The organism is uncultured Aquimarina sp., from assembly GCF_947495315.1.
Lineage (GTDB): Bacteria > Bacteroidota > Bacteroidia > Flavobacteriales > Flavobacteriaceae > Aquimarina.
The window spans coordinates 254,715-273,789 of record NZ_CANLYD010000004.1; the positions used below are offsets into that span (position 1 = coordinate 254,715).

Below are 19,075 nucleotides of genomic sequence, written 5' to 3' on the forward strand. Positions count from 1 at the left end.
ATGATTTAAATTAAATGTTCCATTTGTAAGGCCTCTATTATCAAATTTTCTTGAATTGAACTAGTTTTATTATTCAATTCATTTGTGTTGTAATCTATTCCTATAGCTTGCCTTATAGGTCTATCTCCTTTTTGCAATTCGATTACTTTTAAAATCGCATCTGGAATTTCTTGTGGATTTGGTGATGCATCGCTTTTGTAGAATGAATCAAAGTTTTGAAGCATTGCTTTTGGAACATCGGCCATTTCACCATAACTTTCTAAAGTAGTTGCATCATCTTCTTTCGGTCCACTATATAATAGACCTGATGGATAAGGTCCTGGTTCTATAACAGAAACATCTACACCAAGGGGCTTTAATTCGTATTTCAATGCTTGAGAATAAGCTTCTAAAGCAAATTTACTAGCGCAATAAATTCCAAAATAAGGAAACACTAATCGTCCAGCTAATGACGAAATATTGATAATTAGTCCATCTGATGATTTTTTTATGAGAGTAAGAAATGCTTTAGATGTTCGAATCACACCAAAGAAGTTCGTGTCGAATTGCTCCTGTGTCTGTTCTAAACTATATGCCTCTGTAATACCAACATACATAACACCAGCATTGTTTATTAAAACATCTAGCCCATTTTCTTCAATAAGAATTCGATCTACCAAATCATTGGTCGACTTATCACTAGTCACATCTAATTCAGCAACTGTAATTGAGATGTTTTCTTTTGAAGCAATGTTTTCAAGTTCTTCTTTTTTCACTTTGTTTTTCCCATTGATATCACGCATTGTTGCCCAAACGTTATATCCTTTTCTGGCTAATGTTAATGCAGTTAAATAACCAAATCCGTTACTTGATCCTGTAATAAGTACTGTTTTCATATTTACATGTTTTATTGTTACTGATGCAAAGATGAGAACAGAGAAGAAGGAAATGTTTTAAGATTAGTTCAAAGATTTGTCTAAATGGGTCAACTTGAATGTTGTTGGAGAAATTCCGTATTTATTTTTAAATGTTTTTGAAAAATGAGAAACGTTTGAAAACCCACATTCATAGGCTATATCTGTAGTTCTTAAGTCTGTAGAAATAAGTAGTTTTTCAGATTTTTCTAGCTTTTTTTTACGTAAGTAAGTGGCTGGAGATGAGTTGTATACTTTTTTAAATTCTCTTTTAAAAGTAGATAAACTTTGATTATTTAAGATCGCTAGTTCTTCTAAGGTAATATTTTCATAGTAATGAGCTTTTATAATTTCTCTAAAGGAATGTGAGCTTGGTTTAAACAGATTAGAGAGTATGGATCTAATTGCTGGACCGTTTTTGGTCTGATTTAACAACAGGATGATTTCCTTAAGTTTTAAGATTAGTATTTCTTCCGAAACCAACTCTGGGCTCTGAAAATAAAACAAAATACCTTCAATATATTTCCGAATTAAAATATCACTGTTCAGTTTACACATTCCAATATCTAAAGGGAGATTTTGTGTTAGAAAATAGGGAAGCTTGTTTTCATAAATTTTCATCAAAATATCAGGATAAAAATGCACAGCTAATGCCTGATAGGTCTGTGAATTTTTTGAAGGATACATGTTACAAGTGTAGTTCCCACATTTCATTAATAGTGATTCTTCTGCTTCAATTCGAAGCCGTTCAGTTTCAGAAATAGAATCGTACTCACCTTTAAGTATATACAAAAAACAGGCCTCGTTAGGCATTAAGTTGGGCTTTTTGTATGGTGGCTTTAAAATAATTGTTTCAAATAGTAACTTGCCAAATAAGTCTATGGTTTTATAGTCTTGTACCATTTTATTTTCTTGTAAAGATAGCTTTTACAAATTGTTTAGGGTTTTCCAGTTGGCTCATTTTGTTGTCAATTTGGGTCATTTTTCAGCTTGCATACAATGTTATAAATATGTGTCGTAACAGAGTAAAATATTACCTTGCTGTCGATCTATTCTGCGCTGATTTTTAACTTTTCAGATAAAATCTTTGGGCTATAAGAAATATACGAGAACCTCTAGATCTATCCTTTTGCTGTTATGGGATCATACTTGGTGTTGTAATACGTTATTTAATTTAACAGGTTTTTTAGGATTTTTCTTTTCCAGCTGTTATTAGTCTTCTTATAAAACAATATCTGAGATCCACCAGCCATAAATGCATCACTGTTATTATAACTTTTAAGGATAATTACGGATTTACGATTTTTGCTGAAATATGGAAGAGATAAGTGAACCTGCATTGAATTCTTATTCTTTACCTGACCTAATTTTCTATGATCCCATTTAAATCCGCCTAAAATTCGTTTATTCTGATTTAAAATAAATGTTGTGTCGATCGGTTTTAAGACGGTTAACGGACTACTTTTAACTTCAATTATTACTTCATCAGAGTTTTTTTGGTTTTCGTATTCCAGTTTTATTTGAGTAAAATCAGAAATTTTGTAACCATTTCTATCTGGTTTATTAAGAAATAAAATTAATGGATCTTTTTGAATGTTTACGCTATCTGCTATTTTTAAATCAGATATGATATACTTCATGAACTCATAGATCTCTTCATCACTAACTTGAGTATCATAATCATTTTCCACTGATTGACAACTTGAAAAGGCTATTGTCAAAATCAGAATTGATGTTATATTTTTCATTTTTATTTATTTGAAGTCTAAACTAGTTTTAATTTAATAAACCAAGTATATCGAACTAGGGAACCGCGTTTCTCAGTTAGTGAATTCATGAAAAAGTGTTACAACGTCTATTGTATAGCACGTTTGCTTCTCGAAGGGAGCATATGCAAGATGCAAATTGTTAGGCACTGGTTTTTTTATTTTTTCCGCCAAATAGTCTAGATAAAAAACTTTGTTTTACTTGTTTTTCAACAATCCAAATAGGCTTGTCAGTTGGTCTTATAATTTTTGCATTCGGACCTGATTTACCCCAAGGAAAACCAGTTTTTATTGGTTCGTCTGTCAAGTCAGCGATTAAGAACATTTCTGGAAAATTAATTTTATGATTCTTAAAATCATATTCCTTTTCATTTTTTTCCATGATTCCTAATTTTTCATTCCAAATTTCTATTACAGTTTGTTTGCGAATTATGTCAAGAAAAGATTCGTTACCTAGTTTTATAAATTCTTCAATTTGTTCTATAAATTCGCATAAATCCTCAGAATGTTTTACAATAACTGCAGGATCGTGACAAACATAATAGACAGAATTCCAATTTCCTTTTTGATCTATGTCTAGAATCCAAAAATTACCAAACTCATCTCCTGTAAGTGGAATCGAATTTGGAAACATCTCTTCAAAACCAAAATGACCATACGTGTCAAATCGGACCGATTCTAGCCCATAAAAATCAAATCCTATGCAAAATTTCAAGAGCTCTTCTATTTCTGACGGAAGATTATTGTCAGGCAGCTGTTTTTTGTATTCAGCAATTTCCTCGTTTGACATTCCATTTAATAACTCTATTTTGTATAAATCTCCATTCTCAGATTCATACTCATTATTTAAAAGAGATTCTAGTTTTTGTTTTGGAGTCATTTTCGTTTCAGTGATTTCTTCTTGTGCCTAACGTTTAATGTATGTTGCGTTTGCTTACCGAAGGGAGCATATGCATTATACATAGTGTTAAATCTGCAATCTTCGCTTCGCTCGCTTGCAGATTTAACGTTGTGGGCAAGAGCTGTGATCGGCTCTTCTCGCATATTTACACCTTCTAGGCTACTGCGAAGAGGTTCTGGATACCGATGTTATCGTTGAAATGTTAGGCTTACTTATGGTGGCTCAGCAAAGACCGCAGATAACACTAGGCAAGAAGCAACGGCCAACAACGCCTTGTCCCTTGCCAACTAACTAGTTAGTTGAGGGCCAAGACGCTGCTGACCGCAGCTCTTGCCCACAACGTTATCTGTTTTTTTATTTTTTTATTTTTTTAATATCCACAATAAAACTAGAATTATCAAACAAATAGGTAAAACAATTTTCATCATCCAATTCCGATATTCGTCTTCATCTTTCCAAAATTTTCGTTCAGTTTTTCGGTATTCGTTTTTCATTTTGGTTTTTAGACTGCTATCCAGTCTTTTTTTCAATTCAAGAATAAGCTTTTCAGGTTCTTTTATTGCAAAAGTTGTAATTCTATAATTTTTACCATTTGAAAATAACCTGATCTCTTTTCCTGTTCTAAAAGAATAATCACTACCACTACTTTTAGTTGTAACGAATTTCATACCTGCATCGGAAATTGATTTCCATTCGATACTTTTCTTTCGTCCGATAAATGGATAATTTAGAATTAGATAATCCTTTGTAATAGCTGCTGAACATAGTACTAACGCATTTGATGCGATCAAACCTCCGAGAAAGATGAATCCTAATGGAAAAACAATAACCCAATTAATTCCAGATTCTTGAGTGTATAATAAAAATTTAATTCCAATACCAATCAAAAATAAGCTTCCAAGTATCATCAAAATCAAGTTAAAAGTTGATAATTGACTTTTATAAATAATCTTAGAACTTTGATTATGCATTGTTCACTTTGAGATTTTATTATTCAATTTGGGAATTACAGATAACGTTTAATATATGTGTCGTAGTAGAGCAAAATGTTACCCTAATTTCGACAAAAATTGCGCATTGGTTGCTAACTTTTCCATTTTGCAAGCATTGCGCCTTCATAAATATACACAAACTAATCGATTGATCACTTTGCTGCTATGATCACATATATCGTGTTACCCACTGTTTGTTTTAGGAAAAATTCTTTAATAAGAATTGAAAATCGGTATCATTTTTATTAATAACTACCATTGTAAAGGTTTTAAGCTTGTATGTTATTAAGTATTGAGTTACAAACCTCTTATTTTGCTCGTTAATTTGTTCATATTTGACTTTTATTATTTCCGCATTTTTATATTTTAAGAACTTACTTTCTGTTCTTTTGTATTTTAATCCAAACTCCTTGGATTGAGGTAATATTTGTCCCTCTACCATATTCACATAAGTACTAACAACACTGTTATCCAAAGGAACATAAGGACCAAGCATGAAGGATATTGAATTCATTACATTATCCTTCTCAACAAATATTTCGAATTCCGCTCCTGCATTTTTTAAAATATTTAATCTGTTATATTGAAGTTCAACAAATCCATCTGGATTTTCAAGACTCTCCATTTTTGCAAAAATTTCCTCAATAGTTGTTTTTTCATAATTAATGGGAAGTCTGATTTTCTTTTCAAGAAATGTGATTAATTGCCATTCTGTATTTTTAAACTCTTCTGAGACTTCTTTTTTCTCAGATTTACAACTCAGAATTAATATTAATGTTAGAATAGGTAAAATTTTTTTCATAATTGTGGGTAACGTTTAATATATGTGTCGTAGCAGAGCAAAATGTTACCCTGCTTTTCGATTTTTCTGTGCAGTGGTTGCTAACTTTTCCATTCAGCAAGCATTGCGCCTTTATAAATATACAACAACCATTGTATTGATCACTTAGCTGCTATGACATATATATAGTGTTACCCACTTTTATTTTTCTACAACCTCCCACAATTCATATGAACTCCATTTAGTTTCTCCTTTTTTCATGATCTCAATTTTATCTTCTTCTATTTTTTGATACTCACCATTTATTTGATCCCAAACATCATATTCCAAAATTATGATTCCTTGTTTGTCGCAACTCTCTTTAAGTTTAACTTTAATCTCAAACTTTTCTTTGTTTAGTTCCGTAACAATTCCGTGCGCAATACATTTATCTTCCTCGTATTTTTTTTCTTGTTTTTTTGATATGAAATCATAATCATATAAGAATTCCACGATATCCCCAATTTCGAATTCACTAAACTCCTCAATTTTACTTTCGGTTTCTTTTCTCTCGGATTCTGCCCAATAGTTTTGGTAATATTTTATTTGCTTGTCTAACTCAATTGACTTTCCATTTAGTTTTCTATGAAGTGAAGTTAGAATTACGCCAGACATATCATCTGGATGATGAATTCCTAATTCTCTAAAGTGTTTAGATATTTCTGAAGTTCCAGACCAAAGATTCCAATTGTTTCTTATGGACATACCGGTTGAGAAGTGTAAACTCGAAGTTGCTTCCGCTTCTTCTTTATTTTCAAACTCTTTCAGTATCTTTTCAGGAGTTTTGCACTCAAAATATGCTATAGCATCAGATAAGTCAGTAGGAATGTAATTTTTAATGTATTTGTTACAATTATTTTGTCCGATTAATAAAGTCGGTAGAAGAAGTAAAAAGAGAAGAATTTTATTTTTCATATTCGATTAGTTTTCTCAAATCTAATTAGCCCTCTAGATTTAGAAAACTCAAATTGAGTAAACTATTCATTTCATTTAGTTAACTACTTTTCACAATTGTGGGTAACATGTTTATATAAGTAATATTACGCATATTTCTCTTATATTTCCAATTGTAATCATTTACAAACGTATAATAAACGTTTAATTCTACGGCTAGATTTCAAAAATACCTAAACAACTAAAAATTCTCCAAATATAAAAACCCTCTTCTTTTACTTCTTTAGTACACCTTTTTCATCTCAAATTAACTGAGATAACTAGCAGCACCAATTCCTACTTCAAACAAGCATATTAAAACCTGATAAATGTCATTTTTTAAGAAAATGTTCACACATACTTTTGGGGCATAATTAAATTCTATATGGGTGTTATTTATGTTTTGCTGACCATTAGTATTGTTGTAGCCATTGTGTTTTTTGTGGCTTTTATTCTTTCCGTAAAGAATGGACAATATGATGATACCTATACGCCATCTATCAGAATGCTTTTTGATGATGAACTGGTCAAAGAATCCAAAGAAAAATCTTCAGTACCCACTAAAAACAATCAAGTATAATATGAAAATGGAACAATTCTATTACGATAACAAAATCGTAAAAAAATTCTTGTACGCCACACTCCTTTGGGGTATTGTAGGGATGTCAGTCGGATTGCTGCTGGCATTTATGTTTTTATTTCCTAATCTTACCGATGGTATCTCGTGGTTGAGTTTCGGGCGCTTGCGTCCTTTACATACCAATGCGGTAATTTTTGCTTTTGTAGGGAATGCCATATTTGCAGGAGTATATTATTCTACGCAGCGATTGCTAAAAACACGAATGTTTAATGATACGCTTAGTAACATTAATTTTTGGTGTTGGCAGTTGATCATTGTAGGAGCAGCCATTACATTACCCTTAGGATACACAAGTTCTAAAGAATATGCAGAGCTAGAATGGCCTTTTGATATCGCCATCGCAGTTATTTGGGTAGTTTTTGGTTGGAACTTGATTGGTACCATTCTAAAACGTAGACAACGTCACCTATATGTAGCGATTTGGTTTTATCTGGCGACAGTAGTAACGGTTGCCGTGCTACATATTTTTAATAGTTTGGCGTTGCCTGTTAGTGCGCTAAAAAGTTATTCGGTATACGCAGGTGTTCAGGATGCTTTAGTACAATGGTGGTACGGACATAATGCAGTTGCATTCTTCTTGACTACTCCGTTCTTAGGACTGATGTATTATTTTGTTCCAAAAGCAGCAAACAGACCGGTATATTCTTATCGATTATCTATTGTTCACTTTTGGTCTTTGATATTTATTTATATCTGGGCAGGGCCACACCATTTATTATATTCTTCCTTACCAGATTGGGCACAAAATCTGGGAGTAGCTTTCTCGATTATGTTAATCGCACCGTCTTGGGGTGGTATGATCAATGGATTATTAACATTGCGTGGCGCCTGGGATAAAGTGCGTACAGATCCTGTGCTTAAATTTATGGTAGTTGCGATCACAGGATATGGTATGGCTACGTTTGAAGGGCCTATGCTTTCTTTAAAAAATGTAAACGCGATTGCACATTTTAGTGACTGGGTTATTGCTCACGTACACGTTGGTGCTTTAGCCTGGAATGGTTTCTTCACCTTTGGAATGGCGTATTGGTTAATTCCTAAATTATTTAAAACCAAATTATGGTCTACAGGATTAGCAAACGCACATTTCTGGATAGGCACCTTGGGTATCATAATGTATGCATTGCCAATGTATGTAGCAGGATTTGTTCAAGCTTCTATGTGGAAACAATTTAATCCTGATGGGAGTTTAGTATATGGTAACTTCTTAGAAACTGTAAACGAAATTATCCCAATGTACTGGATGCGTGCCATTGGTGGTAGTATGTTCATCTTCGGGATGTTTATCATGGTGTACAACGTAATTAAAACGATTAGAGCTGGAGCTACAGTAACAGATGAGTTAGCAGAAGCTGCTCCGTTGACTAAAGTTACCAAACATAGAACGGCAAAAGAAGGATATCACACTTGGTTAGAAAGAAGACCAGTAAAGCTAACGATATTTGCTACTATCGCAATTCTTATTGGTGGTGCGGTGCAGATTGTTCCTACACTGATGGTTGATTCTAATATACCAACTATCACCAGTGTAAAACCATATACACCTTTAGAGCTAGAAGGTAGGGACCTCTACATAAGAGAAAGTTGTGTGTCTTGTCACTCACAGATGATCAGGCCTTTCCGTAGTGAGGTAGAGCGCTATGGAGAATATTCTAAAGCCGGTGAATATGTGTACGACCATCCTTTCCTTTGGGGAAGTAAACGTACCGGTCCTGATTTGATGAGGATCGGAGGAAAATACTCCGATAATTGGCATTTAAATCATTTTTATGATCCACAGAGTACTTCATCAGGATCTATTATGCCGAGTTACAAATGGTTACTTAAAAATGAATTAGATCGATCCGATACAGAAGCTAAGATGGAAGTAATGGTTACTCTTGGAGTTCCTTATACTCCAGAAGAAATAGCAAGAGCTCAGAAATGGATGGACGAACAGGCTACGCAAATAGAGAAAAATCTGTATGATGATCCGGATTTTGCAAAAACCTATGAAGCTGATAAAAAACATGCAAAGGAAAACGGATTGGATTTTATAGAGATGAGAGATAGAGAAGTCATAGCCTTAATTGCATATATACAAAGATTAGGAACGGACATCAAAGTTAAAAACGAAACCGTAAGTTCAGAATGAAAATGTTATTAGGTTCTGTCACATCGAGCGGAGTCGAGATGTTCTTAATCGTCAAAACATTAAATAGTTCTCGACTCCGCTCGAACTGACAGAAAAGGGTGATTTTATAGCTTTTGCTAATCAATTAGAAAGAATTTTTATAATTAGAAAATACAATATACCATGCTAAAATTTATAAAAGGACATATGGAAAGTATCGAAGGTATAGAGATATATCCTATGATATCGCTACTCATATTTTTCATCTTTTTTGCTGCATTATTCTGGTGGGTAATTTCAGCAAAAAAAGAACATATCAAAGAAGTAAGTGAGATTCCATTTGAAACAGAAAACGAAAACGAGCTAATACTATGAGAAGTACAGTATCTTATATAAGAGTCATTATCTTTCTATTTATAGCATATCTTTTAATAGAATGGGCAGTAGCATCCGGAGAAGAATCTGCATTTATTACGGAACCGCTTACTTGGGTAGCTATGGGAATAATTTTATTATTTGCGATAGCTATTGAGATTTGTGTTGAAGCATTGCGAAGTGTATTATTTAAATCACTAAAACCCGAAGCTCAGGAACGCTATTTAGTAGTTCGAAATGCTAAAAAAGAAAAGCAATTCCGACGGGTTAAGGACACCTATCTAAAATTATTGGATAGTAAACCTGTAGAAGAGGAAGGTGAGATTATTTTGGACCATAATTATGATGGTATCAAAGAGCTGGATAACAACCTTCCACCTTGGTGGGTATATGGTTTTTATGCAACCATTTTATTTGGAGTGATTTATTTAGCACGTTTTCACGTCTTCAATGATTATACGCAGGCAGAAGAATATGAAACCGAAGTAGCTGAAGCATTAGTAGCAATAGAAGCGTATAAGAAAACGGCTAAAGATTTAGTGGATGTAAATACGGTAGTATTACTAACAGAAGCCTCTGATATTAGTGCCGGTAAAGCGATTTTCACCACTAATTGTGTGGCTTGTCATAAGGCAGATGGAGGAGGAGGTATAGGGCCTAATCTAACAGATCCGAATTGGATTTTAGGTGGTGGAATCAAAAATGTATTCCAAACCATTTCTGAAGGAGGTCGAGATGGAAAAGGAATGGTAGCCTGGAAACAAACCTTGAAGCCAGCAGAAATGGCACAAGTAGCGAGTTACGTAATTACCCTGGGAGGAACCACCCCTGCAGAACCCAAAGAAGCGCAAGGTGAGATTTGGATTGATCCAGATGTATCAAAAGAAGAGGTTCCGAAAGAAGAAATTCCTGAAACGGTTACAGATTCGACTGCGGTGGTGGTTAACGAATGATTAATGTAATGGAAATAATTTTATAACACCTTTAAATAAACAAACCAGCTGTCACATCGAGCGAAGTCGAGATGTTTTTATCCTTAGTAGGCTAAGTAGTTCTCTACTACGCTCGAACTGACAGAATAATAAAATTAAACAGTAGAAAATAATCCCAATTGGAAACACCAAAAAACGAAACATTCAGAGATTCTATCGGTACTATTAACGAAGAAGGAAAACGTGCTTGGGTATATCCTAAAAAACCTAGTGGTAAGTTTTATGAGTATCGCAAATGGGTAAGCTATGGATTGTTGATCTTTTTATTTTCTGCTCCATTTATTAAAATAGATGGAAACCAATTTTTGTTATTCAATGTTTTAGAACGTCGTTTCAATATTTTTGCAGCACCGTTCTGGCCACAAGACTTTCATCTGTTTGTAATTTCGATGCTCATAGGAGTGGTTTTTATAACCTTGTTTACAGTTGCTTTTGGGAGGTTGTTTTGTGGTTGGATATGTCCGCAGACAATTTTTATGGAAATGGTTTTCCGGAGAATAGAATACTGGATCGAAGGAGACCGAGGAAAACAAATACGGCTGGACAAACAACCTTGGAATGCCGATAAAATTAAAAAACGTACGCTTAAATGGTTCGTCTTTTTCATTATCTCTTTCTTGATCGCTAATGTGTTTTTAGCGTATCTGATCGGTAGTGATAAACTTATTCAATATGTTTTTGTTGATGGTCCTTTTAAGCATGTGAGTACACTAATCTCATTACTCATATTTACAGCAGTCTTTTATTTTGTATTTGCCTGGTTTAGAGAACAGGTTTGCATCATTGCTTGTCCATATGGTCGATTACAAGGTGTATTACTAGATTCTAAATCGATTGTAGTTGCCTATGATTATAAGCGTGGAGAAAAAGAAGCTGGTCGCGCAAAGTTTAAGAAAAATGAAGATAGACCTACCACAGGAAAAGGAGATTGTATTGACTGTTTCCAATGTGTACATGTGTGTCCAACAGGAATTGATATTCGTAATGGTACACAATTGGAGTGTGTGAACTGTACAGCCTGTATCGATGCCTGTGATCATATGATGGAAAGTGTAAATCTACCCAAAGGATTGATTCGCTATGCCAGTGAAGATAATATAGCAAAAAAGGAGAAATTTAAGTTTACACCACGCCTAAAAGGATATACCGCAGTGCTGGTTATATTGACTGGTGTATTTTTAGGGATGTCTTTTTTAAGAAACGATGTAGAAGCCAATATTCTAAGGTTACCGGGACAGCTCTATGAGAGAAAAGATAATAATATCATCAGTAATGTGTATACCTATAAATTGGTTAATAAAACCATAGATGAGATAAAAAATGTTCATTTTGAATTATTATCTCATAAAGGAACTATCGAATTGGTAACGCATAAAAACTTTACGGTACCTAAACAGGGGTTGGCAGAAGGGACATTATTTATAGAAATCAATGCATCTGCCTTAAGTGGAGATAAGGATAAAATAAAAATAGGAGTATATTCTAATGACGAACTGGTAGAAACGACAACAACAGCTTTTCTAGGACCAAGAAGCTATAGGTAAAGAATGTGAGTTTCTGAGTCAGTGAGTACTGGAGAAAAAAATCTAAGACAATGAGTTATAGATTACTCACCTCTCAAAAACTCACTTGCTCAATTACTAAAAAATAAAACTGAGAATAAACTTATGAAACAGGACAAACTATAAGGGGTTAACGGGAAAAGAGATTTGTTTTCAATCTTGATTCCTAAGTCCTGTTTTAAAATCAAAATATAAAAAAGATGAAAATAAACTGGGGTACGGCTATCGTACTGGTATTTATAGGATTTATAAGTTTTATACTATACTTCGTGGTACGAATGAATACGGACAAAAAGTTTGAACACGATTTAGTAACGGAAGATTACTACAAACAAGAACTGGCTTTTCAACAAGAAATCAATGCTGAAGAAAATGGAAACGCATTACAAAATAATGTAGCAATTAAAAAGATAGCTGAAGGATTAGTAGTAGTGTTTCCTAAAGACAAAAATTACACAAAACTATCAGGAACTATTTCTTTGTATCGTCCATCCAATAAAAGGCTCGATTTCGAAATTCCAATAATGCTTCAGAGCTCTGAAATATTGGTGCCGCAAAATAGGTTGATTGAAGGACGATGGAATATTACGGTGAATTGGGAGTATGAGAATACTTCTTACTTATTTAAAGAATCATTCACGTATTAAATGTAAATGTTATTATCAGCATTCATATTAGGCCTTTTAGGAAGTTTTCACTGCGTTGGAATGTGCGGTCCTATTGCGTTTATGCTGCCTTTGGATCATAAAAATCATCTCAAGAAATTTTTTCAGATCTCTTTATATCATTTGGGCCGTTTGCTGGCGTATAGTATTATTGGATTGTTTTTCGGACTGATAGGAAAGAGCCTGAACATTTTTGGAATGCAACAGGGACTATCCATCGGTATAGGAGTTTTAATGATTTTATTGGTTTTGATTCCATCATCATTACTTACGAAATATAATTTCTCTAAACCGTTATATAGGATTATATCTAAAATAAAGAATGCTTTAGGAAAAGAACTTAAAAAGAAAACACCTGATACCTTTCTAACCATCGGATTTTTGAATGGTTTTCTTCCTTGTGGTTTAGTATATATGGCCATTTTTGCGGCTATTGCCTTGGGCAGTATTATAGAAAGTAGTATGTATGTATTACTTTTTGGATTAGGAACTATTCCTCTAATGACAGTAGTTGTGTATGCAGGGAATTTGTTCAAAGGAAAGTGGATCCGAAAACATATTCAAAAAGCAATTCCGGTGTTTGTAGTAATGATTGGTTTATTATTTATCTTAAGAGGAATGGGTTTAGGGATTCCATATGTTTCTCCAAAACAATCAACAGAAATCGTTTCTACAAATTTTGAATGTCATTAATAAAAAAGCCTTTCAGAACGAAAGGCTTCCTAACTTTACAATTACTTTATTGAACTTCTGCTATTGTTTTCTTAATGTTCTTTACTAAGATTTTTCTTTGATCAGAACTATTCTCAAATTTAACTCCGCTTAGGTTAATACACTCTCCATCTTTTAGTCTTACTTGTTCTTTTCCTGATTCCTGATATATACCATATGGATCTACAACAATTCCATTACCAAGATCCAGATTAGTACGTAACGGTTTTTGAGAACCATTGGTAACTTGATATACTTTACCTGATATTTTTATATAATGTAGTTTCTTTTGATATCGTCTATCGAGTTGTGTTTCATTAAGTCCTTTGTTCTCTTTTTTTGTTTTATACCTGTATTGATATTCATTACGGTATTCAATACCATACATATCCAGGATTTCTCCTTCTTTTAAACGAGATTGATATCCATCCATCGTCTGAAAACTGCCATCAGGATTTAGTACTGTACAATCATCTAAAATTATGGTTTCCTGTAATGGTGAGATAGCCTTATCAACTACTTTCAACATGTCACCGTCTACATACATAAGAATGGTTTGTTCAAAATCTTGGTTTTGGTTTTGAGCCATTAATGTTATGGTTCCCAAGGTTAATAATCCAAAAAATAATATTAATTTTCTCATGATCTTAAGGTTTAAATTTACTACAATTTACTTCCTAAATAGATTATAAGGTATGACCTAAATCATTTTTCAAAAAAGGTTGAAATACTAAATAATGATGATTAAATTCTTTGTAAAAAAGGAAATTTTGGTTTTTTAATAAAGATGATCAAAGTCATAGGTTGTTATCTTTTGGTATTTTATATTATGGCTACTTTTAACCTAAAACACATAGTATTATGTCTGTTACCATATCAAATATTAGTATTGAAAAACTTCCTAAAAAGAAGTTAGCATATATAGAGCATATCGGTCCATATAAAGGAGATACAGAACTTTTTGGAAAATTGTTTACTTCTGTGATGGAATGGGCGCAACCTAAAGGTTTAATGAATAACCCTAAAATGGAAGCAATTACTGTTTATTATGATGATCCGAAGACTGTACCAGAAAGCCAACAAAGAATACGCGTAGGGTTTACTGTGTCGGAAAATACTAAAGCTGAAAATGATATTCGAATATTGGAAATCCCAGAAGGTTCCTATGTAGTAGGTTCGTTTGAGATATTACCTAGTGAATATGGAATTGCCTGGAACGAGGTTTTTGAGTATATCAAAAAGAAAAATCTAATGCCTTCCGGTATGATGTACGAGTCGTATAAAAATGAACCTAACACACATCCTGAAGGCAAACATATAGTGGATATAAATGTAATGATCCAATAATGATCATTTCAGCTGCATAAAACCTGAAAACTTATAATTTTTTGATATTCTAAACTGTTATGGGAAATAACCAGTTTCAGGTTTATTGTGTTGTAGTCTTACATCATTAAGGTGCTTAGTATACTGATGTAACTAGTACTTGGATAGTTGTCGATTAAATGCTCTTAAATGATTTTTTGAAGCTCTGAGTAAATTAGAATACACCTGTTTTGTGTATGGATCATTTGTGTTTTTAATTACTTTTTCCAGATCTCGTATATCTGTTTCTTCAATGAGAACCCCAACGTTTATTACATCCTTTATCGAATTGGAACCAAGCTGAATCAAATAGTCATATAGTTTTTGCAATTCAGGATTATAAAACGTACCATTTTCTTTATGTATCTCAAAGGATATTTCATTAGTAGTCAACAAATTTTTCATCACATCAAAGTGCCTTTCTTCACCTTGTTTTATGTTTTCGAATATCTTCAAACCCAAGGTATTGCCTAGGAAAGTATATACATCCTTCGCTAACTTTTCTTCTTCGAGCATGTACTTCATATCTTCAATAACCTTTTTTTCAAGAGTGTTTTTTTGACTATAGGCAACAATGCTAAGCAAGAATAATAAAGTATAGAAGCTATTTTTAATAATAACTGTTGCCTTCATTTTTGTTATTTTTTAAATTGATATTTGTTTCATCAACTAAACAATTACAAAGGATTAAACATTTTTTCCTTTCATCATTTTATTCCAATATAAATAAGGGAGCATATATTTTTTAAGAATCCATAACCTCCAATGTTCCTTTGAGCTATCAAAAATCAATAACTGTTTTAGTTTAGGATCAGGTGTAAAATTACTATCGTAATCAAATTCTCCCAATACCATTTTACCATATCCGGTTACTAAAGGACAGGAAGAATAACCATTATAGGATGTATTGGTTGCCTCTTTTTGTTTCATTAATAATAAAATGTTATCTATTACAACAGGAACTTGTTTTCTGATGGCTGCACCAGTTTTAGCAGTAGGCAAAGAGGTTACATCCCCTATTCCAAATATATTCTTGTATTTAACATGCTGCAAAGAATATTGATCAACATCCAGCCATCCTTGTTCATTTACTAAGATGGATTCTTTTATAAATTTTGGAGCAGTCTGTGGAGGTGCCAAATGAAGCATGTCGAATGGCATTTCGATAATGGTATCTCCACTCATACGTTCTCCAAGTGAATTATCTTCAGTAATTATACACTGATTTTCTTCTGGAGTGGTATTCCTAAAATAAACGATCTTTTTATCCGGATCAATTTTAAAGGGAGCATAAAAAGGTTTAAAGTGTATTCCGTATTTATGAACCACTTTCATTAAGGTTTCCCTTATTGGTTTTACCCCAAAAATGACGGATCCCGGTGAAGCAAAGACTACGTTTGTTTTGTTTGATAAACCTTGTTTTCTAAAATAATCAGCGGCTAAATATGCTGTTTTTTGTGGTGCTCCTCCACATTTTATTGGTGTAGTTGGCTGTGTGAATACAGCGTTACCACCTTTAAAATTTTTGATCACTTCCCAGGTATATTTTGGATCCATATAATTACTACAAACCACTCCTTTGTCCAATGCTTCTTGTAATCCTTCAATAAGTGAAGTGTCCATGATCAATCCGGGAGAAACTACTAAATAGTCATAAGTGATATTTCCACTGGACTTTGTTGAAACCGAATTGTTTTCGGGATCAAATCCAGTTGTGTAATCCTTGATCCAAGCTACGCCTTTTGGCATAACTTTACTCATAGGTCTCGCCGTTTTATCAAAATCATAGGTTCCAGCTCCAACCAATGTCCAAGCGGGTTGATAGTAATGAGTGTTAGAAGGTTCTATAATCCCAATATCCAAGTTTTTGTCCTTTTTGAGGAACTGAGCAGCAGTCATAATGCCACCGGTTCCGCCACCGATAATTAGTATTTGATAATGTGTTTTCATGTTACCGTAGTTTTGATACATAAAAATAGTATCACTTATTGTGGATTACAGTAACATTAGTTACATTACAATACTTTTATAGGTATGTTAACATGCTAAACGGTCATAGAAAACAATTGAGTATCAGGTTTATTTTGTTGTAATCGTAAGTCAAAAGCCATACAGATATTGCGGACAAAGGGCCGTCCTTTTTTTGTGACTTTAATATCGTGATTGGTAATCTCTACTAAACCATCATTTTCCATTTCTCTTAAGCGTAAAGATACATCCGCTAATTCATCAAAATGAAGCAGATTTGTACTCCAATCCGTTTCAAAATGACACATAAGGTTTAAGATATGTTGTCTGATGATTTCATCTTCCTTAGTTAGTATATGGCCTCTGTATACGGGAATGATACCTTCATTAACTAAATTCTGATATTCTTCTATGCCTTTTACATTTTGAGCAAAACCATACCAACTATCGCTAATAGAAGATACACCTAAACCGATCATCATTTTAGTTTTAGAAACCGTATACCCCATAAAATTACGATGTAGACTTTCATTTTTCATTGATTTATATAATGAGTCGCTTTTTAATGCAAAATGATCCATCCCAATTTCTACATATCCAACTTTGGATAATAGTTTTTTGCCTATTTCATACTGTTTTCGTTTTTGTTCTCCATTAGGAAGATCAGATTCATTAAATCCACGCTGACCGTTTCCTTTTTGCCAGGGAACATGTGCATAACTATAAAATGCGAGTCGATCAGGTAATAGTTCTTTGGTCTTTTGAATAGTATGAATAACCGCTTCTTCCGTCTGAAAAGGTAATCCGAAAATGATGTCGTGACCAATAGAAGTATAACCGATTTCTCTGGCAATCTCGGTAACGTATTTTACATTCTCGAATGGTTGAACCCGATGAATTGCTTTCTGAATGGTTTCATTATAATCTTGTACGCCAAAACTCACTCTTCTGAAACCTACATCATATAACGCTTGTAGATGTTCTCGAGTGGTATTGTTTGGATGCCCTTCAAAACTAAACTCACATGCTGAAGCTGATTTTGCAGACCAAAATAACCCTTTGATTAAGTACTCTAAATTTTCTGGAGAGAAGAACGTAGGGGTTCCACCTCCCAAATGCAATTCCTTGATTTTTGGTCTGGTTTCGAATAAATTAAGATACAATTGCCATTCTTTTAGCAGAGAATTGATATATGGTATTTCTACATCGTGTTGTTTAGTAATTCGCTTATTGCAGCCACAAAAAGTACACATGCTTTCGCAAAAAGGTAAGTGAATGTATAAACTGATTCCTTCTGAGTCATTACTTTGTATAAAAGATTCGTGAACGGATTGTGTCCAATTTCTTAATGAGAATGTATCATTATCCCAATACGGAACTGTTGGATAACTGGTGTACCTAGGTCCAGGTACATTATATTTGTCTACTAAATTAGTATTCATATAATTAATTTTATTGGATTTTTATTCGTGTAATACTAAAAAGGGAATACTGATATGATAACTTATTTTTTCTACAGTTGGATGAAATAATATTCTCTGAAAAAAGTTGAGGTTTTTGGCAACCATCGTAATCATGCTTATATTTCTGCTTTCTACAAAGCATTGCACTGCTTGTTCGATATTGGGATTAGATAAAAAATGAAAACTATGTTCTGCACCTTCTCCTAAGTAATCATTGAGAAAATCTTTATTCTTTTTTTGTAAGTCTGAGAGTTCCTTCTCTTTTTTGGAAATATGTAGTACTCTTAATGCTGCGTGATTTAAGTTAAGGACTTCAGTAATAGTATTCAATACTCTATTCCTATAAAATATGTTATAATCCGTTGGAAAAGCGATCTCATTAATATTACTGTATTTGGCTTTTTCCGGAATCACAAGAACAGGACATTTTACTTTGGTGATAACATCACCGGTATTACTTCCTATAGTTTTTTCTTTTAATCCGGAAGCACCTTTGGTACCCATTACTATGAAATCAATATTCTTCTCTTCAACTTGTTTTCTAATAGTATCTACAAAAAAGATATGTTCGTAAATCGTAAGGAATTGATGCTTCGTATTTAAAGGTAATTTTTGAATTTTTTTTAGTAGTAATTGCATTTGCTCTTTATCACTACGAGTAACTTTTTCGACAACTTGATCTTTGGATTCGAAAAAAGAATCACTTCCTATCACTTCCTGATAAGGAGAGACGTGCAACAAATGGAAATTACATTTTACTTTTTTAAAAAATGACAAAGCGTAAGTAATTGAATTCCAAGAGTTTTCCGAAAAATCTGTCGGAATAAGAATATTCTTCATCTTTAATACTTTCTAATAGAACAAATGTATTAGGATGTATTTATGAAAAGTATGACAAAAATCAGTTTGGATATTT

20 protein-coding genes are annotated in these 19,075 nt (G+C 33.2%); 8 read left to right on the forward strand and 12 right to left on the reverse strand.

The annotated features are described in order from the left end of the window. Positions 1-5 precede the first annotated feature (5 nt). From Q0910_RS09250 to Q0910_RS09280, 7 genes are all read right to left on the reverse strand, one after another. Entirely contained in the window at positions 6-875 is an 870-nt protein-coding gene (locus Q0910_RS09250) for an SDR family oxidoreductase (protein ID WP_299215256.1), read from the reverse strand. A 63-nt stretch (positions 876-938) separates the two neighbouring features. Further along, positions 939-1,796 (reverse strand): helix-turn-helix domain-containing protein, encoded by an 858-nt coding sequence (locus Q0910_RS09255; RefSeq protein ID WP_299215258.1) that lies wholly within the window; start codon positions 1,794-1,796, stop codon positions 939-941. A gap of 266 nt (positions 1,797-2,062) precedes the next feature. Then, complete coding sequence (locus Q0910_RS09260) at positions 2,063-2,641, reverse strand: hypothetical protein (protein ID WP_299215260.1); 579 nt, start codon at positions 2,639-2,641, stop codon at positions 2,063-2,065. A 160-nt stretch (positions 2,642-2,801) separates the two neighbouring features. Beyond that, positions 2,802-3,539 (reverse strand): SMI1/KNR4 family protein, encoded by a 738-nt coding sequence (locus Q0910_RS09265; RefSeq protein WP_299215262.1) that lies wholly within the window; start codon positions 3,537-3,539, stop codon positions 2,802-2,804. Between the two features lie 383 nt (positions 3,540-3,922). Beyond that, positions 3,923-4,531, reverse strand: coding sequence for a hypothetical protein (locus tag Q0910_RS09270; RefSeq protein WP_299215264.1), 609 nt, complete (start codon positions 4,529-4,531; stop codon positions 3,923-3,925). A 220-nt stretch (positions 4,532-4,751) separates the two neighbouring features. After that, positions 4,752-5,354 (reverse strand): hypothetical protein, encoded by a 603-nt coding sequence (locus tag Q0910_RS09275; RefSeq protein ID WP_299215266.1) that lies wholly within the window; start codon positions 5,352-5,354, stop codon positions 4,752-4,754. Positions 5,355-5,534: 180 nt separating this feature from the next. Next, positions 5,535-6,287 carry a DUF6794 domain-containing protein gene (locus Q0910_RS09280; RefSeq protein WP_299215268.1) on the reverse strand — a complete coding sequence of 251 codons (753 nt, stop codon included), beginning with the start codon at positions 6,285-6,287 and terminating at the stop codon, positions 5,535-5,537. A 403-nt stretch (positions 6,288-6,690) separates the two neighbouring features. On the opposite strand from Q0910_RS09280, the gene ccoS reads away from it, so the two are divergent. From ccoS to Q0910_RS09315, 7 genes are all read left to right on the forward strand, one after another. Then, positions 6,691-6,885: a cbb3-type cytochrome oxidase assembly protein CcoS gene (ccoS, locus tag Q0910_RS09285; RefSeq protein WP_299215270.1), complete on the forward strand. Its 195-nt coding sequence runs from the start codon at positions 6,691-6,693 to the stop codon at positions 6,883-6,885. Between the two features lies 1 nt (position 6,886). Continuing rightward, positions 6,887-9,079 (forward strand): cytochrome-c oxidase, cbb3-type subunit I, encoded by a 2,193-nt coding sequence (gene ccoN, locus Q0910_RS09290; RefSeq protein WP_299215272.1) that lies wholly within the window; start codon positions 6,887-6,889, stop codon positions 9,077-9,079. A gap of 162 nt (positions 9,080-9,241) precedes the next feature. Beyond that, on the forward strand, positions 9,242-9,433 hold the full coding sequence (locus Q0910_RS09295) for a CcoQ/FixQ family Cbb3-type cytochrome c oxidase assembly chaperone (protein ID WP_299215274.1): 192 nt from the start codon (positions 9,242-9,244) through the stop codon (positions 9,431-9,433). Further along, a complete protein-coding gene (locus Q0910_RS09300; protein WP_299215276.1) occupies positions 9,430-10,386 on the forward strand; it encodes a cbb3-type cytochrome c oxidase N-terminal domain-containing protein in 957 nt (318 codons plus the stop codon). Before Q0910_RS09295 ends, Q0910_RS09300 begins: the two co-directional genes overlap by 4 nt. Before the next feature lie 158 nt (positions 10,387-10,544). After that, positions 10,545-11,969 (forward strand): cytochrome c oxidase accessory protein CcoG, encoded by a 1,425-nt coding sequence (gene ccoG, locus Q0910_RS09305; protein WP_299215278.1) that lies wholly within the window; start codon positions 10,545-10,547, stop codon positions 11,967-11,969. A 218-nt stretch (positions 11,970-12,187) separates the two neighbouring features. Beyond that, a complete protein-coding gene (locus Q0910_RS09310) occupies positions 12,188-12,634 on the forward strand; it encodes a FixH family protein (protein ID WP_299215280.1) in 447 nt (148 codons plus the stop codon). 6 nt (positions 12,635-12,640) lie between these two features. Continuing rightward, positions 12,641-13,345 carry a sulfite exporter TauE/SafE family protein gene (locus Q0910_RS09315; RefSeq protein ID WP_299215282.1) on the forward strand — a complete coding sequence of 235 codons (705 nt, stop codon included), beginning with the start codon at positions 12,641-12,643 and terminating at the stop codon, positions 13,343-13,345. Between the two features lie 46 nt (positions 13,346-13,391). On the opposite strand, the gene Q0910_RS09320 is transcribed toward Q0910_RS09315, so the two are convergent. Continuing rightward, positions 13,392-14,006 carry a DUF6799 domain-containing protein gene (locus Q0910_RS09320; RefSeq protein ID WP_299215284.1) on the reverse strand — a complete coding sequence of 205 codons (615 nt, stop codon included), beginning with the start codon at positions 14,004-14,006 and terminating at the stop codon, positions 13,392-13,394. Between the two features lie 218 nt (positions 14,007-14,224). On the opposite strand from Q0910_RS09320, the gene Q0910_RS09325 reads away from it, so the two are divergent. Further along, a complete protein-coding gene (locus Q0910_RS09325) occupies positions 14,225-14,710 on the forward strand; it encodes a GyrI-like domain-containing protein (RefSeq protein WP_299215286.1) in 486 nt (161 codons plus the stop codon). 132 nt (positions 14,711-14,842) lie between these two features. Here Q0910_RS09325 and Q0910_RS09330 read toward each other — a convergent pair whose 3' ends face one another. From Q0910_RS09330 to Q0910_RS09345, 4 genes are all read right to left on the reverse strand, one after another. Next, positions 14,843-15,361, reverse strand: a complete 519-nt coding sequence (locus tag Q0910_RS09330) for a DUF2202 domain-containing protein (RefSeq protein WP_299215288.1) — start codon at positions 15,359-15,361, stop codon at positions 14,843-14,845. A gap of 54 nt (positions 15,362-15,415) precedes the next feature. Beyond that, complete coding sequence (locus Q0910_RS09335; RefSeq protein WP_299215290.1) at positions 15,416-16,678, reverse strand: FAD/NAD(P)-binding oxidoreductase; 1,263 nt, start codon at positions 16,676-16,678, stop codon at positions 15,416-15,418. 95 nt (positions 16,679-16,773) lie between these two features. Further along, on the reverse strand, positions 16,774-18,138 hold the full coding sequence (hemN, locus tag Q0910_RS09340; RefSeq protein WP_299215292.1) for an oxygen-independent coproporphyrinogen III oxidase: 1,365 nt from the start codon (positions 18,136-18,138) through the stop codon (positions 16,774-16,776). Positions 18,139-18,159: 21 nt separating this feature from the next. Further along, entirely contained in the window at positions 18,160-18,999 is an 840-nt protein-coding gene (locus tag Q0910_RS09345) for a universal stress protein (RefSeq protein ID WP_299215294.1), read from the reverse strand. Between the last annotated feature and the right edge of the window lie 76 nt (positions 19,000-19,075).

What these genes read in the sequence shown, in the direction of transcription:
- Q0910_RS09250 (WP_299215256.1), bottom strand. Translation starts at nt 875, where the DNA reads ATGAAAACAGTACTTATTACAGGATCAAGTAACGGATTTGGTTATTTA.
- Q0910_RS09255 (WP_299215258.1), bottom strand. Translation starts at nt 1,796, where the DNA reads ATGGTACAAGACTATAAAACCATAGACTTATTTGGCAAGTTACTATTT.
- Q0910_RS09260 (WP_299215260.1), bottom strand. Translation starts at nt 2,641, where the DNA reads ATGAAAAATATAACATCAATTCTGATTTTGACAATAGCCTTTTCAAGT.
- Q0910_RS09265 (WP_299215262.1), bottom strand. Translation starts at nt 3,539, where the DNA reads ATGACTCCAAAACAAAAACTAGAATCTCTTTTAAATAATGAGTATGAA.
- Q0910_RS09270 (WP_299215264.1), bottom strand. Translation starts at nt 4,531, where the DNA reads ATGCATAATCAAAGTTCTAAGATTATTTATAAAAGTCAATTATCAACT.
- Q0910_RS09275 (WP_299215266.1), bottom strand. Translation starts at nt 5,354, where the DNA reads ATGAAAAAAATTTTACCTATTCTAACATTAATATTAATTCTGAGTTGT.
- Q0910_RS09280 (WP_299215268.1), bottom strand. Translation starts at nt 6,287, where the DNA reads ATGAAAAATAAAATTCTTCTCTTTTTACTTCTTCTACCGACTTTATTA.
- ccoS (WP_299215270.1), top strand. Translation starts at nt 6,691, where the DNA reads ATGGGTGTTATTTATGTTTTGCTGACCATTAGTATTGTTGTAGCCATT.
- ccoN (WP_299215272.1), top strand. Translation starts at nt 6,887, where the DNA reads ATGAAAATGGAACAATTCTATTACGATAACAAAATCGTAAAAAAATTC.
- Q0910_RS09295 (WP_299215274.1), top strand. Translation starts at nt 9,242, where the DNA reads ATGCTAAAATTTATAAAAGGACATATGGAAAGTATCGAAGGTATAGAG.
- Q0910_RS09300 (WP_299215276.1), top strand. Translation starts at nt 9,430, where the DNA reads ATGAGAAGTACAGTATCTTATATAAGAGTCATTATCTTTCTATTTATA.
- Q0910_RS09310 (WP_299215280.1), top strand. Translation starts at nt 12,188, where the DNA reads ATGAAAATAAACTGGGGTACGGCTATCGTACTGGTATTTATAGGATTT.
- Q0910_RS09315 (WP_299215282.1), top strand. Translation starts at nt 12,641, where the DNA reads ATGTTATTATCAGCATTCATATTAGGCCTTTTAGGAAGTTTTCACTGC.
- Q0910_RS09320 (WP_299215284.1), bottom strand. Translation starts at nt 14,006, where the DNA reads ATGAGAAAATTAATATTATTTTTTGGATTATTAACCTTGGGAACCATA.
- Q0910_RS09325 (WP_299215286.1), top strand. Translation starts at nt 14,225, where the DNA reads ATGTCTGTTACCATATCAAATATTAGTATTGAAAAACTTCCTAAAAAG.
- Q0910_RS09330 (WP_299215288.1), bottom strand. Translation starts at nt 15,361, where the DNA reads ATGAAGGCAACAGTTATTATTAAAAATAGCTTCTATACTTTATTATTC.
- Q0910_RS09335 (WP_299215290.1), bottom strand. Translation starts at nt 16,678, where the DNA reads ATGAAAACACATTATCAAATACTAATTATCGGTGGCGGAACCGGTGGC.
- hemN (WP_299215292.1), bottom strand. Translation starts at nt 18,138, where the DNA reads ATGAATACTAATTTAGTAGACAAATATAATGTACCTGGACCTAGGTAC.
- Q0910_RS09345 (WP_299215294.1), bottom strand. Translation starts at nt 18,999, where the DNA reads ATGAAGAATATTCTTATTCCGACAGATTTTTCGGAAAACTCTTGGAAT.